Annotated in this window: 12 protein-coding genes; 8 read left to right on the top strand and 4 right to left on the bottom strand. The window is 70.6% G+C overall.

Annotation, left to right across the window (positions count from 1 at the left end):
- Positions 1 to 22 precede the first annotated feature (22 nt).
- The gene (locus ACIA8N_RS19185; RefSeq protein ID WP_365784336.1) at positions 23 to 538 is read left to right on the top strand and encodes a hypothetical protein; all 516 of its coding nucleotides are present in this window, start codon (positions 23 to 25) and stop codon (positions 536 to 538) included.
- A 67-nt stretch (positions 539 to 605) separates the two neighbouring features.
- Here ACIA8N_RS19185 and aspS read toward each other — a convergent pair whose 3' ends face one another.
- Entirely contained in the window at positions 606 to 2,435 is a 1,830-nt protein-coding gene (gene aspS, locus ACIA8N_RS19180; protein ID WP_365784338.1) for an aspartate--tRNA ligase, read from the bottom strand.
- A 192-nt stretch (positions 2,436 to 2,627) separates the two neighbouring features.
- Here aspS and ACIA8N_RS19175 point away from each other — a divergent pair, with 192 nt between their 5' ends.
- The gene (locus tag ACIA8N_RS19175; RefSeq protein WP_365784340.1) at positions 2,628 to 4,754 is read left to right on the top strand and encodes a SpoIIE family protein phosphatase; all 2,127 of its coding nucleotides are present in this window, start codon (positions 2,628 to 2,630) and stop codon (positions 4,752 to 4,754) included.
- Between the two features lie 116 nt (positions 4,755 to 4,870).
- Positions 4,871 to 5,689, top strand: coding sequence for an MBL fold metallo-hydrolase (locus ACIA8N_RS19170; RefSeq protein ID WP_365784342.1), 819 nt, complete (start codon positions 4,871 to 4,873; stop codon positions 5,687 to 5,689).
- Between the two features lie 18 nt (positions 5,690 to 5,707).
- On the opposite strand, the gene ACIA8N_RS19165 is transcribed toward ACIA8N_RS19170, so the two are convergent.
- The 3 genes from ACIA8N_RS19165 to ACIA8N_RS19155 all read right to left on the bottom strand — a co-directional run bounded on the left by ACIA8N_RS19165 (position 5,708) and on the right by ACIA8N_RS19155 (position 8,473).
- On the bottom strand, positions 5,708 to 6,778 hold the full coding sequence (locus ACIA8N_RS19165) for an AI-2E family transporter (RefSeq protein ID WP_365784344.1): 1,071 nt from the start codon (positions 6,776 to 6,778) through the stop codon (positions 5,708 to 5,710).
- Between the two features lie 86 nt (positions 6,779 to 6,864).
- On the bottom strand, positions 6,865 to 7,827 hold the full coding sequence (locus ACIA8N_RS19160) for a pirin family protein (RefSeq protein ID WP_365784346.1): 963 nt from the start codon (positions 7,825 to 7,827) through the stop codon (positions 6,865 to 6,867).
- A 130-nt stretch (positions 7,828 to 7,957) separates the two neighbouring features.
- Positions 7,958 to 8,473, bottom strand: coding sequence for an SseB family protein (locus ACIA8N_RS19155; RefSeq protein WP_365784349.1), 516 nt, complete (start codon positions 8,471 to 8,473; stop codon positions 7,958 to 7,960).
- Between the two features lie 81 nt (positions 8,474 to 8,554).
- Between ACIA8N_RS19155 and ACIA8N_RS19150 the strand changes: the two genes are divergently transcribed.
- The 5 genes from ACIA8N_RS19150 (at position 8,555) to ACIA8N_RS19130 (ending at position 15,085) form a co-directional block, all read left to right on the top strand.
- Complete coding sequence (locus ACIA8N_RS19150) at positions 8,555 to 9,016, top strand: hypothetical protein (RefSeq protein WP_365784351.1); 462 nt, start codon at positions 8,555 to 8,557, stop codon at positions 9,014 to 9,016.
- Positions 9,017 to 9,023: 7 nt separating this feature from the next.
- Positions 9,024 to 10,805, top strand: coding sequence for an alpha/beta hydrolase (locus ACIA8N_RS19145; RefSeq protein ID WP_365784352.1), 1,782 nt, complete (start codon positions 9,024 to 9,026; stop codon positions 10,803 to 10,805).
- Entirely contained in the window at positions 10,805 to 11,386 is a 582-nt protein-coding gene (locus ACIA8N_RS19140; protein WP_365784353.1) for a hypothetical protein, read from the top strand. Before ACIA8N_RS19145 ends, ACIA8N_RS19140 begins: the two co-directional genes overlap by 1 nt.
- Before the next feature lie 249 nt (positions 11,387 to 11,635).
- Positions 11,636 to 13,465, top strand: a complete 1,830-nt coding sequence (locus ACIA8N_RS19135; RefSeq protein WP_365784355.1) for an acyl-CoA dehydrogenase — start codon at positions 11,636 to 11,638, stop codon at positions 13,463 to 13,465.
- 312 nt (positions 13,466 to 13,777) lie between these two features.
- A complete protein-coding gene (locus ACIA8N_RS19130) occupies positions 13,778 to 15,085 on the top strand; it encodes a M18 family aminopeptidase (RefSeq protein WP_365787031.1) in 1,308 nt (435 codons plus the stop codon).
- Positions 15,086 to 15,109: the final 24 nt, after the last annotated feature.

Below are 15,109 nucleotides of genomic sequence, written 5' to 3'. Positions count from 1 at the left end.
TCGGAAAGGAGGGGGTTCGAGCGTGCGGGAAGCCTCTGGCGCTTCGCCTGTGTTCCGGCAGAGGCCCCCGGGGCAGCCCTGGGCTGCGCAGGATTGGGAGCAGCTGCGTGAGCTCGCTGTCGGGCGGATGCAGCGCTCTGGCCTGCCCGACGACGTCCGGCTTCGGTGGGGTCGTGTCGCCCTGGCCGCGATCTCGGGGAAGCACGGGGAGGACGGGCTGTCTCGGCAGGGCATGGCCGACGCGGCCCGCGCGCGTGCCTACATGATCCTTGAGTTCGGGGTCAGCGATAGCGATGCGGTCCGGGATCTCTCCGCCTTGTGCTCGGACGTCCTGGGGTGCCTCGGGCTGTCGCACGAGGCCGCCGTGCGGCTGGCCGGCGAGTGGCGGTCACTGCCGCGCGAGCAGATGCTTCGACTGCGCCGTATCAAGAACATGTTGAACGCGCTGATGCCCCTCCGCGCTCTCCTGGAGGGTGACGACGACCCGGCCCTGCGGGACGTTCGCGCCTGGCTGGAGCTTGTCCCACGGCTTCCTTGAGCAGCCCCCGTACGGCCGAGGGCCCGGAACCGTCGTCGGTTCCGGGCCCCTCTGCCGTCAGTACCGCTTACCGCGCCGCGTCCGGGTGGACCGACTCCGTCACCGGGCGGTCCTCCGTCTGCTTCTCGACGACCTTGGACTCCACCGGCTTGCGGAGCTGGATGTTCAGCTCGCGCAGGCGGGACTCGTCCAGTTCCGTCGGGGCGCCCATCAGGAGGTCCTGGGCGTTGCCGTTCAGCGGGAAGGCGATCGTCTCGCGGATGTTCGGCTCGTCGGCGAGGAGCATCACGATGCGGTCGACGCCCGGGGCGATGCCGCCGTGCGGCGGGGCGCCGTACTCGAAGGCGCGGAGCATGCCCGCGAACTCGTGCTCGACGGTCTCCTTCGAGTAGCCGGCGATCTCGAAGGCCTTGAACATGATCTCGGGCTCGTGGTTCCGGATGGCGCCGGAGGAGAGCTCGATGCCGTTGCAGACGATGTCGTACTGCCAGCCGAGGACGTCCAGCGGGTCCTGGGTCTCCAGGGCCTCAAGGCCGCCCTGCGGCATCGAGAAGGGGTTGTGCGAGAAGTCGATCTTGCCGGTCTCCTCGTCCTTCTCGTACATCGGGAAGTCGACGATCCACGCGAAGCGGAAGACGTTCTCCTCGAACTGGCCGGCGCGCTTGGCGGCCTCGACCCGGACCGGGCCCATGATCTTGGAGACCTCGTCGAACTCACCCGCGCCGAAGAAGATCGCGTGGCCGGGGGCCAGGCCGAGGCGCTCGGTGAGGACCTTGACGTTCTCCTCGGTGAGGAACTTGGCGATCGGGCCGGTCAGGGCGTTGCCCTCGCCCACGCGGACCCAGGCCAGGCCCTTCGCGCCCAGGGAGACCGCGAAGTCGCCGAGGGAGTCGAAGAACTTGCGCGGCTGGTCGCCCGTGTTCGGGACGGCGAGCGCGCGGACGTGCTTGCCGGCGAAGGCCTTGAACTCCGACGCCTCGAACACGTCGGAGATGTCGACGAGCTCCAGGGACGTACGCAGGTCGGGCTTGTCGTTGCCGTACTTCAGCATCGACTCGCGGAACGGGATCCGCGGGAACGGCGAGGTGACGTGACGCCCGCCGCCGAACTCCTCGAAGATCTCCGTCATCAGCTTCTCGATCGGCTGGAAGACGTCCTCCTGCTCGACGAACGACATCTCGACGTCGAGCTGGTAGAACTCGCCCGGCGAGCGGTCGGCGCGGGCGTCCTCGTCGCGGAAGCAGGGCGCGATCTGGAAGTACCGGTCGAAGCCGGAGATCATGAGCAGCTGCTTGAACTGCTGCGGCGCCTGCGGCAGCGCGTAGAACTTGCCCGGGTTCAGGCGGGACGGGACGACGAAGTCGCGGGCGCCCTCGGGGGAGGTCGCGGCGAGGATCGGGGTCGCCATCTCGTTGAAGCCGAGGGCCACCATCTTGGAGCGGATGGAGGCGATGACGGCGGAGCGCAGCATGATGTTGCGGTGCATGCGCTCACGGCGCAGGTCGAGGAAGCGGTACTCCAGGCGCCGCTCCTCGTTCACGCCGTCGTCGGTGTTGATGGTGAAGGGGATCTGCTTCGCGGCGCCCAGGACCTCGACCTCGGCGGCCTCGATCTCGATCTCGCCGGTCGCCAGCTCGGGGTTGACGTTGTCCGCGCCGCGGGAGACGACCTTGCCGTCCACGCGGACGACGGTCTCCTTCGTCAGCTTGTCGAGGACCTCGGCCGCGGCGGTGCCGGGGCGGGCGACGAGCTGCGTGATGCCGTAGTGGTCGCGCAGATCGATGAAGAGGATGCCGCCCAGGTCGCGCCGATTGTGCAGCCAGCCGCTCAGCCGGACGTCGGTGCCGACGTCAGAGGCGCGGAGCTCGCCGCAGGTGTGGGACCTGTACCGATGCATCGTCGTTCATCCAGTCTTCGGGATCTGTGGGTCGTGGGCCGCCCGCCCGGGGTCGCTGTGACGGGCCGGGACTCGGGAGTCGCGGATGTCACAGAACACGCGGGCAGACCCACCCAGGGTACCGGCCGGGCGTCCTCGCTTTTCGAATACGCTCAGTGGCGACCTGGTGTCCGATATTCATAAAGTAGGGCAATGCGCACCGAGGACGTCCTGGCCGCGATCGCGACCGGTCTGTGGCGCTGGGACAACGCGTCCGGGATGGTCTCGCTCGACGCCGAGGCAGCCCGGCTGCTCGGGCTGCCCGCCGAACCCGTGCGGCTCAGCGAGGCGGCCGTCCGGTCGCGGTTTCATCCCGTCGACTGGAACGAGATCGACGGGGTCGTCAACCTCGCCGTCGCCGAAGGCACCCTCGCCGAGGCCCGGCTGCGGATCATGGACGAGTACGGCCGGGTGATCCGTACCGTACGGAGCAGATCGAAGCCGCTCATCGAGGGCGACGACTACCAGCTGCTCGGCACCCTCCAGGAGGTCGCCGAGCAGGTCCCGGGGACCGCCGCCCGCACCCCCATCACCGGGGACTGGCGGCGCTCCCGCGAGGCGTTCCTCCTCGACGCGGGGCGGGCGCTCGCCGAGGCGCGGTCCACGGCCGAGGTGCTGCGGGTCGCCGCCTCCCTCTCGATGCCCGGCTTCTCCCCCGACGGGCTCGCCGTCTTCGGCGTGGCCGGCGACCGGCTGACCGTCATCGGGCACCACGGGCACAGCGACGGCGACGAGGGGCCGTTCTCGTCGATGTCGCTCGACACCGACTACCCGGCGGCGGAGGTCGTACGGACCGGCCGCGCGCTCTATCTGCCCACGCCGGACGAGTACCGGCGCCGCTTCCCCATGACCTGGCCCCTCGCGCAGCGCTTCGGGCGCCGCTCCTGGGCCTTCGTGCCGCTGATCGTCGCCGGGCGCACCATGGGCACCTGGATGGCGGCCTTCAAGCACCCGGTGGCGTTCACGCCCGACGAGCGTTCGGTGCTCACGACGGTCGCGCGGATGCTGGCCCAGGCCCTCGCGCGCGCGGGCGTGGCCGAGTCCGAGCGCGAGCTGTCCCTCGGCCTCCAGCGCACGATGATGCCGGTCCTCGGTCCTGGCATCCCCGGCATCCAGGTCGCCGCCCGGTACGTGCCGACGGGCGGCGGACTCCAGGTCGGCGGCGACTGGTACGACCTGATCCGGCTGCCCGGCGGGACCTCTCGCACGGGCGGGCGCGGCCCCGGCCGTATCGCCCTCGTCATCGGCGACGTCCAGGGGCACGACGTGCGGGCGGCGGGCCTGATGGGGCAGCTGCGGATCGCGCTGCGCGCGTACGCCTCCGAGGGCCACCGGCCGGACGCGGTCCTCTCCCGCGCCTCGCGCTTCCTGTACGGGATCACCGACGGGGACGACGGCGAGGAGTACGGCGGTCCGCGCTTCGCGACCTGCCTCTACCTGGAGGTCGACCTGGAGACGGGGACGGTCGACATCGCGCGGGCCAGGCATCCGGACCCGGCGGTGCGGATGAACGACGGAACGGTTCTCCTCAGGCCGACGGCCGGCGGCCTCCCGCTCGGCATCGACCCCGACACCGACTACCCCACCACCCGGCTGACCCTCGACCCCGGCGAGACCCTCATGGTCTGCACCGACGGCCTCCTGGAGACCGGCGGGCACGACCTCGACACCGGCTGGGACCGGGTCAGGAAGCTCCTGGAGGCCCACGACGGCGAGGACCTGGAGCAGCTCGCCGACACGCTCGTGGAGGCCGTCCACGGGCCCGGCTCCCACCACACGACCGGGCCGCTCGCCGACCGCCGCGAGGACGACATCGCCGTCCTGCTGCTCTCCCGGCGGCCGGCGGGACCTGTGAGGGAGGCCCCGCGCCGCACCCTGATGACGATCGCCCAGGCCGAACCGGAGCGGATCGCCGAGGCCCGCGAGCAGATGCGGCAGCTGCTGCACGACTGGACGGACGGGGACCAGCTCGACTCGGCCGTCCTCATGGTCTCCGAGATGGTCACCAACGTCCTCGTCCACACGGACGGCGACGCCCTCCTCGTCGCCGAGGTCTCCTGCGCCACGAAGGCCCGGCGGCTGCGGGTGGAGGTCTCCGACACGAGCGACGAACTGCCGCACAAGCGCCACCCCGGCGAGATGGCGTCGAGCGGCCGCGGCCTGGTCCTCATGGAGATGCTGGCGGACGCGTGGGGTGTCGACCCGCGCGGCGAGGGCAAGGCGATCTGGTTCGAGCTGAACGAGACCCCGAGCCCTTCGGCGGAGGGCTGCTGTACGTAGGCAAGTCGGTAAGTGACGCCGCCCCCGCGCGCCCGCGGTCCCGGCGCGCAGGGGCCCGTCCGGCGGCGCAGACTTGTCTCGTACGGCCGCCTCCGGGGGGGAGCACGGAGCTTGCCATGGACACCCACAAGGTCGGAAGCGACACCACCGTCCTGGCCGACAGCCTCGAGATACCCGGGATCGGGCACATCCCCGTCAACGCGTACGTCCTCACCGCCGCCGAACCCGTGGTCGTCGACACCGGGCTCTCGATAGCCGACCGGAACTTCGTCAACACGCTCGGCTCGGTCATCGACCCCGCCGACGTCCTCTGGATCTGGCTCACCCACCCCGACCGCGACCACACCGGCGGCATCTTCGACCTCCTCGTGGCCGCGCCCCGGGCGAAGGTCGTCACCACCTTCATCGCCGCCGGGATCATGACCACGGAACGCGCGCTGCCGATGGACCGGTTGTACTTCCTCAACCCCGGTCAGTCCCTCGACGTCGGCGACCGCATGCTGCGCGCGTTCCGGCCGCCGCTCTTCGACAACCCCGCCACGGTCGGGTTCTACGACGAGAAGACCAGGATCTGCTTCTCCTCCGACTGCTTCGGCGGGCCGATGCCGACCGCCGAGCTGGCGGAGAGCGGGCACGCGAACGACCTCAAGCCGGAGGAGCTGCGGCAGGCGCAGCTGCTGTGGGCGACCCTGGACAGCCCGTGGGTGCACGTCGTCGATCCGGACAAGTTCCGGAGGACGATCGACCCGCTGCGGGACATGGCGCCCGAGATCGTGCTGTCCACGCACCTGCCGCCGGCGGTGCGGATGACGGCCTCGATGACCGACACGATCTCGATGGCCCCGGACTCGGATCCGTTCGTCGGTCCCGACCAGGCGGCCCTCGAACAGATGCTCGCGTCCTTCGAGCCGGGCGGACTGCCGGCCGCGACCTGAGGAACGGGACGAGCGGGCTCACCCCCCGGCGTCCGGCTTCGGCGGTGGTGGAGCCCCGTACCGCGCCTTCAGTTCGCTGAGGACGCCGGTCACGGCGGCCGTCAGGGGTACGGCGAGCAGCATGCCGAGGACGCCCGCGACGGACGCCCCCGCCGTGATCGCCAGCATCACCGCGGCCGGGTGCATCTGCACGGTCCGGCTCTGCACCACCGGCTGGAGGATGTTCCCCTCGATGACCTGGACGGCCAGGACGATGGCGAGCACCCACAGGGCGATGACGAAGCCCCGGTCGGCGAGGGCGACGAGCACGGCGACGGCGCCGGAGAGGAAGGCGCCGAGGTACGGGATGTAGGCGGTGACGAAGACGAGCGCGGCGAGTCCGACCGCGCCGGGCACGTCGAGGACGACGAGGCCGACGCCGATGAGGAGGGCGTCGACGAGGGCCACGAGGGTCGTGCCGCGCATGAAGCCCTCGACGGCCTCGAAGGCGCGGCGGGCCATGGCCTCGACGAGGTCTCCGGTGGCGGCGGGGACGAGGGAGCGCAGGGCGCCGGCGGCCCGGTCGGAGTCGCGCAGGAAGAAGAAGATGAGGAGGAGCGCGAGGACGGCGGTGGCGAGCATCTCGCCGACGACGCTGATGCCGCTGATGACCCCGGAGGCGGCGGTTCCGCCGAACCGTTCCAGGAGCGTCCTGGCGTTCTTCGCGAGGTCGTCGAGGGAGGTCCCGGCCGCGCCGAGGTGCTCGGCGATGTCGGTGGCGGCCTGCCGCAGGGAGGCGACGATCTGGTCGCCGGTGTCGATGAGCGCGACGACGACGATGTACGTGGCTCCCCCGACGACCACGAGCACGGCGACGACGGTGAGCGCGGCGGCGAGCGACTTGCGGACCTTCATCCGGAGCAGGCGCCGGTAGAGGGGCCCGAGGAGGGCGGTGCCGAGGATCGCGAGGAGGACGGGCGTGACGGCCGTCTTGAGGACGACGCACAGCCAGATCCCGACGGCGGCGACCCCGGCGACGAGCAGCAGGACGGCGCACCAGGCGGCGACCCTGCGGACGGGTTCGGGAAGGAGCGGGGGCGACGTCTGCACCCGATCACCGCACCACGCCCGCCGGCGTGTCGGCGCGCGCTGACGGACCGTACGGGTGACGGTCCGTCAACACCTCTCGCGTACCGCTACTCGCCCATCCCGTGGACCGCCGGGATCGTCCCGAGCCGGCCGGCCTGGAAGTCCTCGAAGGCCTGGCGCAGTTCGGCCTGGGTGTTCATGACGAACGGGCCGTAGTGGGCCATGGGCTCGCGGATCGGGCGGCCGCCGAGGAGGACGACCTCCAGGTCGGGGGTGTTCCCGTCCTGCTTCTCGTCGGCGCGGACGGTGAGGGCGCCGCCCTTGCCGAAGACGGCGGTCTGGCCCATGTGGACCGGTCGCCGTTCGGCGCCGACGGTGCCGCGTCCGGCCATGACGTACGCGAGGCCGTTGAAGTCCTCGCGCCACGGCAGGGTGATCTCGGCGCCGGGGCGCAGCGTCGCGTGGATCATCGTGATCGGGGTGTGGGTGATGCCGGGACCGTCGTGGCCGTCGAGCTCGCCGGCGATGACGCGGAGCAGCGCGCCGCCGTCGGGGGAGGTGAGGAGCTGGACCTGGCCGCCGCGGATGTCCTGGTAGCGGGGGGCCATCATCTTGTCCTCGGCGGGCAGGTTCACCCAGAGCTGGAGGCCGTGGAAGAGGCCGCCGCTGACGACGAGGGACTCCGGCGGGGCCTCGATGTGGAGGAGGCCGGAGCCGGCGGTCATCCACTGGGTGTCGCCGTTGGTGATGGTGCCGCCGCCGCCGTTGGAGTCGTGGTGGTCGAAGGTGCCGTCGATGATGTAGGTGACGGTCTCGAAGCCGCGGTGGGGGTGCCAGGGCGTGCCCTTGGGCTCTCCCGGCGCGTACTCCACCTCGCCCATCTGGTCCATCATGATGAACGGGTCGAGGTACTGGTAGTTGATCCCGGCGAACGCGCGGCGCACCGGGAAGCCCTCGCCCTCGAATCCCTGGGGGGCCGTGGTGACGGCGAGCACGGGGCGGGCGGTGGCGTCGGCCTGGGCCGCGACGCGCGGCAGGGTGAGCGGGTTCTCGACAGTCACGGCGGGCATGACGGACCTCCTGGGTGCGGCCTTGGCGACCTTCTGCGTCCACTTTAGTTGAACGATGAACTTTCTGCCACCTGGAACGCGGAACGCCCGGGAGGAATTCCCCCCGGGCGCCCCTGCGGTCCACCGTCCGTCAGCCGTACATCCGCCGCATCGCGAAGTCGACCATCTGCTCCACGGCCTTCGCGTCGAAGACCATCCGGTGGTCGCCCTCCATGTCGAGGACGAAGCCGTAGCCCGTCGGCAGCAGGTCGATCACCTCGGCCCCGGTGATCACGAAGTACTTCGACTCCTTGCCCGCGTACCGCCGCAGCTCCTTCAGCGAGGTGAACATCGGGATGACCGGCTGCTGGGTGTTGTGCAGGGCGAGGAAGCCCGGGTTGTCGCCGCGCGGGCAGTAGACCTTCGAGGTCGCGAAGATCTGCTGGAAGTCCTCGGGCGCGAGCGTGCCCGTGGTGAACGCGCGCACGGCGTCGGCGAGGGAAGGCGGCGAAGGCTCCGGATAGAGCGGGGCCTGCTGCTGCCCGTACCCGCCCTGCATGCCCCCCTGCATACCTCCCGGCATGCCGCCCTGCATCCCGCCCTGCTGAGGCTGGGCGTACTGCTGCTGGGCGCCACTGCCGTCTGCGTGCTGGCCGTATCCGTACATGGCCCCTAGCCTAGCGAGCCCCCGTCTTTGTTAGGTTCGCGTCAGCAATCGAGCAGACGGCCTGTACGGGGGAGACGAGACATGGCCCTGAACGCCACATGGGACCAGCTTTTCGGAGGGCCGGCCGCCACCGAACGGCCCGCGGCGATGAATCTCGCGGGCCTACCCGGCCCCGAGCAGGACGGCCCGTTCGGCCAGAACGGCCCGGGCGGCGGTGACGCGAACCTGAAGGCCGACGCGGGCCCCTGGCACTCCGCGGGCACCACCTCTGGCCTGCTGCGCACGTCCACCGCCACCTCGCTCACGGACCTCGACACGGCGAACGAGGGCTACGCCGCCGGCACCGCCGGCTTCGACTCCTCCAGCGCCCTCACCGAGATCCTCGGCACCTGGAAGGCCCGGCTGACCGCCGTGCGCGACGAGTGCGGGCGGCTGGAAGGCGCGCTGAAGAGCGCCGGCCGCGACTTCGGCGAACGCGAGGACGACACCCGCCGGAAGATGGCCGCCGAGTCCACCGGCCCCGGCCAGAAGAAGGGCGAGTGATCCCGCCGTGCCCACCTGGCAGCAACTGCGCGACCTGAAGCCGGCCGAGTACACCGACGCCGCCGACGGCTGGGGCAAGGTCTCCTCCCGCTCCAACGCCGACAAGGACCGTGTCGACAACGGCATGTTCGCCAAGATCCACGACACGCAGAAGGGCGAGACGGCCACCGGCGCGACCCACGCCGTCCGGCAGCTCAGCCGCAACTTCCAGTACCTGCACACCGAATGCGGACTGATACGCACCGCGCTCAACGGACTCGCCTCCGAACTCGCCGCGCCGCAGCGGAAACTGAAGCAGGCCCTCGAGGACGCCGAGAACCTCAAGTTCACGGTCAAGCCCGACGGCTCGGTGGAGTACCCGACCGACTCCCTCGTCCTCGCACCCGGCAACAACACCGCCGAGCACGGCGCCCCCGTCCCGCTCGCGCCCGGCAAGGGCGAGGGGGTCGGCAGCGCCGACGCCAACAAGGGCAAGGCCGAGGACATCGCCCAGCGCATCGGCGACGCCGTCCGCGAGGCCACCGAGATCGACGGCCGCTACGCCGCCGCCCTCCGCAGGCTCAGGGCCGACCCCGGCCTCGACGTCAGCGACGCGGACCTCGTCGACGCCGCCGCCGACACCAAGGCCCTCCAGCAGGCCGCGGGGAAGTACGCCGACGACGACAAGATCCCGCACGGCAAGTCCCCCAAGGAGAACGCCGCCTGGTGGAACGGCCTCAGCCAGGAACAGCGTGACGAGTACGCCACCCTCTACCCGGCCTCCGTCGGCGCCCTCGACGGCCTTCCGTCCTCGGTCCGCGACGACGCCAACCGGACGGTCTTCGCCGAGACCCGGGCGCAGATCCAGACGGACCTGAACAAGCCCGCGCCGAACCAGTACATCCCGAACCCGAACGGCAGCTACCCGGCCGCCGTCCTCAGCCCCGAGTACAAGCAGTGGCAGAAGGACCAGGAGCGGCTGAAGGACCAGCTCAAGGGCAGCGACTCGATCCAGGCCCGCTTCGACGCCACCGGCAAGGAGGGGCTGCCGGAGGCGTACCTCCTCGGCTACGACAAGGACGGCATCGGCCGGGCGATCATCGCCAACGGCAACCCCGACACCGCCGACCACACCGCCGTCTACGTGCCGGGCACGACGACGAACCTGAAGGACTTCGACGACAACATCAGCCGGATGACGGAGACCTGGCGGGAGACCCAGAACTGGGCGCCGGGCCAGAGCGTCTCCACCATCACCTGGTTCGGCTACGAGGCGCCGCAGTCCATCGTCCCCGAGGCCATGCAGAAGGGCTGGGCGCACGACGGCTCCCCCAAGCTGCTCCAGTTCATGGACGGCCTGGAGACCGTGCAGGGCGGCGCCGACCAGAGCCACACCACGATCATCGGACACAGCTACGGCTCCACGGTCGTCGGCGACGCCTCCAACCGGGGCGATCTCGCCGCCGACGACATCGTCGCCGTCGGCAGCCCCGGCATGCTGACCGGCAGGGCCGAGGACCTGGACGTCGGCAAGGACCACGTCTGGTCCGAGGCGGCCTGGAACGACGTGGTGCCCGCGGGCGGCAAGGCGGCCGGACTCGGCGGCCACACGTGGGGCGTCGAGACCTGGAACGGCATCCCGTTCAACGCCGGGTACGTACAGACCGTGCCCTCCGACGAACTGTTCGGCGCCCACCGGATGGACGTGGACACCAGCGGGCACAGCGACTACTGGACGCGGGACTCGGAGAGTCTCAAGAACCAGGCGAAGGTCGTGGCAGGCAGGTACGACGACGTGAACGAGGACTGATGAACCACGGCAACCACCGCACCAGGACCCGCGGGGCGGCGCTCGGCGTCCTCCTCCTCTGCCTCACCACCCTCGCGACGGGATGCTCCATGAACGACACCGGCGACACCGGCGACACCGGCGACCTCGGCTACACCCCGACGACCCTCGAGGTCGAGAAGGCGCGGACGCGCACCAAGGAGATCTCCAGCGAGATCTTCGACATGATCGGGCTGCCGAAGGGCAGGACGACCCCGGGCGGCGCCGGTGCCTCCACCTGCCCGGAGGACCGCGACCACCTCTTCAAGATCCGTCACCCCTGGTCGGTGTACGACGTCTCCGACGAGGAGCTGAAGCAGGGCTTCGAGCGGCTCCGGCAGGCGCTGCCCACCAAGGGCTGGAAGGTCGTCTCCTACGGCCCGAACAACAGCAAGGCCAAGAACCTGGAGCTGCTCGCGGAGTCCGAGAAGGAGCCCTTCGCCGTCAACGTCGAGCTGGCGGTCGGCAGCAAGAACCCTAAGCAGAAGAACCTCATCGCCGTCTCCGTCGTCTCCGGCTGCTTCCGCGCACCCGAGGGGACGGACCTGAAGGGTCTGTACTGAGCACCGGTGCTCGGTACAGGTACTGAGCGGCGGTACGGAGCGAGAGGGAGGCCCGGGGCACATGTCCCGGGCCTTTTTCTGCGGCTCGTGTCACAGATGACCGGATAGGGGTTGCTCTTATTACCGGTGGGTAGCATCATCGTAGAGAAGCGTGGGCTACTCACCGGTAGTACGACCGGCGGGACAAGCACCGGGCTCGCGCGCGTACGCACGACATCCTCCTCCCCGAGCCTTTACGGAGCCGTCGCCATGGGGCACTACAAGTCGAATCTCCGCGACATCGAGTTCAACCTCTTCGAGGTGCTCGGCCGCGACAAGGTGTACGGCACCGGGCCGTTCGAGGAGATGGACGTCGAGACCGCCAAGAGCATCCTCGACGAGATCCGCCGCCTCGCCGAGAACGAGCTCGCGGAGTCCTTCGCCGACGCGGACCGCAACCCGCCGGTCTTCGACCCCGAGACCAACACCGCCCCCGTACCGGCCACCTTCAAGAAGTCGTACAACGCCTTCATGGAGTCCGAGTACTGGCGCCTCGGCATCCCGGAGGAGATCGGCGGCACCGTCTCCCCCCGCTCCCTGATCTGGGCGTACGCGGAACTGCTCCTCGGCTCGAACCCGGCCATCTGGATGTACTCCTCCGGCCCCGCCTTCGCCGGCGTCCTCTACAACGAGGGCAACGAGGCGCAGAAGAAGATCGCCCAGATCGCGGTCGAGAAGCGCTGGGGCTCCACCATGGTCCTCACCGAGCCCGACGCCGGCTCCGACGTCGGCGCCGGCCGCACCAAGGCCGTCCAGCAGGAGGACGGCTCCTGGCACATCGAGGGCGTCAAGCGCTTCATCACCTCCGGCGAGCACGACATGGAGGAGAACATCCTCCACTACGTCCTCGCCCGCCCCGAGGGCGCAGGCCCCGGCACCAAGGGCCTCTCCCTCTTCCTCGTCCCCAAGTACGAGTTCGACTGGGAGACCGGCGAGCTGGGCGCGCGCAACGGCGTCTACGCCACCAACGTCGAGCACAAGATGGGCCTCAAGGCCTCCAACACGTGCGAGATGACCTTCGGCGACCAGCACCCCGCCAAGGGCTGGCTCATCGGCGACAAGCACGACGGCATCCGCCAGATGTTCCTCATCATCGAGTTCGCCCGCATGATGGTCGGCACGAAGGCGATCTCCACCCTCTCCACCGGCTACCTCAACGCCCTGGAGTACGCCAAGGAGCGCGTCCAGGGCACCGACCTGGCCAACTTCATGGACAAGGCCGCGCCCAAGGTCACCATCACGCACCACCCCGACGTCCGCCGCTCCCTCATGACGCAGAAGGCGTACGCCGAGGGCATGCGCTCCCTCGTCCTCTACACGGCCTCCGTCCAGGACGAGATCGCGATCCAGGAAGCGGCCGGCGAGGACACCAAGGCTCTCCACGGCCTGAACGACCTGCTGCTCCCGATCGTCAAGGGATACGGCTCCGAGAAGGGCTACGAGCAGCTCGCGCAGTCGCTCCAGACCTTCGGCGGCTCCGGCTTCCTCCAGGAGTACCCGATCGAGCAGTACATCCGGGACGCCAAGATCGACACCCTCTACGAGGGCACCACCGCCATCCAGGGCCAGGACTTCTTCTTCCGGAAGATCGTCCGCGACCAGGGCGCCGCCCTGAACACGCTGTCCGAGGAGATCAAGAAGTTCCTCGCGGTCGGCACCGGCGGCGACGACCTGGCCGGCGCCCGCGACGCGCTCGCCAAGGCCGCCGTCGACCTGGAGGGCATCGTCGGCACGATGATCACCGACCTCACCGCCACCGGCGAGGACGTCAAGAACATCTACAAGGTCGGCCTCAACACCACCCGCCTGCTGCTCGCCTCCGGCGACGTCGTCGTCGGCTACCTGCTGCTGCGCGGTGCCGCCGTCGCCGCCGAGAAGCTGGCCGCCGGCGCCACCGGCAAGGATGTCGCCTTCTACCAGGGCAAGATCGCGGCCGCGAAGTTCTTCGCCGCCAACGTCCTGCCCGGCGTCTCCGCCGAGCGCGCGCTCGCCGAGGCCATCGACAGCTCGGTGATGGACCTGGACGAGGCCGCGTTCTAACACGCGCCCACGTCCTGCAGGGAACGGCCCGTCCCCGGGGAGGGGGGCGGGCCGTTTTGCTCTCTTTTCAAGGCTCGGTTCGCCTCCGGGCGCTGAGAGCCGGGGGAACAGGGCCGACCGTGCTCGACCCGCTCGTTCCTCACGGGCCTCCGCGCGCTCGGCCCTGTTCCCCCGGCGCGCCCTTCGGCTCACTCGCCGGGTCCTACCGGTGGACGCGACCGGGCCCCTCCCCGGCGCACCGGCCCGCTCACGAGTGGGCAGGAGTGGTCATCCCGCCACATCACGGGGAGCCCCGCTGCGTAAGGTGAGTCCATGAGCAGCGCAGCTTCCCGTCCTACCGCCGGCGCCTTCGACCGCGGACACACCGACGACCTCATGGCCTTCCTGACGGCCTCGCCCACGCCGTACCACGCGGTCGCGAGCGCCGCCGAGCGGCTTGGGAAGGCCGGCTTCCGGCAGGTCGAGGAGACCGCCGCCTGGGACGGAACGCACGGCGGGAAGTACGTGATCCGCGGCGGCGCGATCATCGCCTGGTACGTGCCGGAAGGCGCCGCCGCCCACACCCCGTACCGCATCGTCGGCGCCCACACCGACTCCCCCAACCTGCGCGTCAAGCCGCGGCCCGACATGGGCGCGCAGGGCTGGCGCCAGGTCGCCGTCGAGATCTACGGCGGCAGCCTCCTCAACACCTGGCTCGACCGCGACCTCGGCCTCGCCGGCCGCCTCACCCTCCGCGACGGAAGCCACCACCTCGTCAACGTCGACCGGCCGCTGATGCGCGTCCCGCAGCTCGCCATCCACCTCGACCGCGGGGCGAACGACGGCCTCAAGCTGGAGCGCCAGCGCCACATGCAGCCCGTCTGGGGCATCGGCGACGTCCACGAGGGCGACCTGATCTCCTTCGTCGCCGCCGAGGCCGGCGTCGACGCCGAGGACGTCAGCGGCTGGGACCTGATGGTCCACGCCGTCGAGGCGCCCGCCTACCTCGGCCGCGACCGCGAGCTCCTGGCCGGCCCGCGCATGGACAACCTGCTCTCCGTGCACGCCGCCACCGCCGCGCTCGCGTCCCTCGCGGGCCGCGACGACCTCCCGTACATCCCGGTCCTCGCCGCCTTCGACCACGAGGAGAACGGCTCCGAGGCCGACACCGGCGCCCAGGGCCCCCTCCTCGGCAACGTCCTGGAGCGTTCCGTCTACGCCCGCGGCGGCTCGTACGAGGACCGGGCGCGGGCCTTCGCCGGCACCGTCTGCCTGTCCTCCGACACCGGCCACGCCGTCCACCCCAACTACGCGGAGCGCCACGACCCGACGCACCACCCGCGCGTCAACGGCGGCCCCATCCTCAAGGTGAACGTCAACCAGCGGTACGCCACCGACGGCAGCGGCCGGGCGATCTTCGCCGCCGCCTGCGAGAAGGCCGGGGTGCCCTGGCAGTCGTTCGTCTCCAACAACGACATGCCCTGCGGCACGACGATCGGCCCGATCACCGCCGCCCGCCACGGCATCACGACCGTCGACATCGGCGTCGCGATCCTGTCCATGCACAGCGCCCGCGAACTCTGCGGCGCGGCGGACCCGTACCTCCTCGCGAACGCGCTGGTCGCCTTCCTGGAGGGCTGAGCCCACCGGGAAGGCGACCGGGCA

The organism is Streptomyces sp. NPDC051822 (genome assembly GCF_044452745.1).
Taxonomy (GTDB): domain Bacteria; phylum Actinomycetota; class Actinomycetes; order Streptomycetales; family Streptomycetaceae; genus Streptomyces.
The sequence above is the reverse complement of the archived record's forward strand: the minus strand, read 5'-3'. Positions and strand labels throughout refer to the sequence as shown.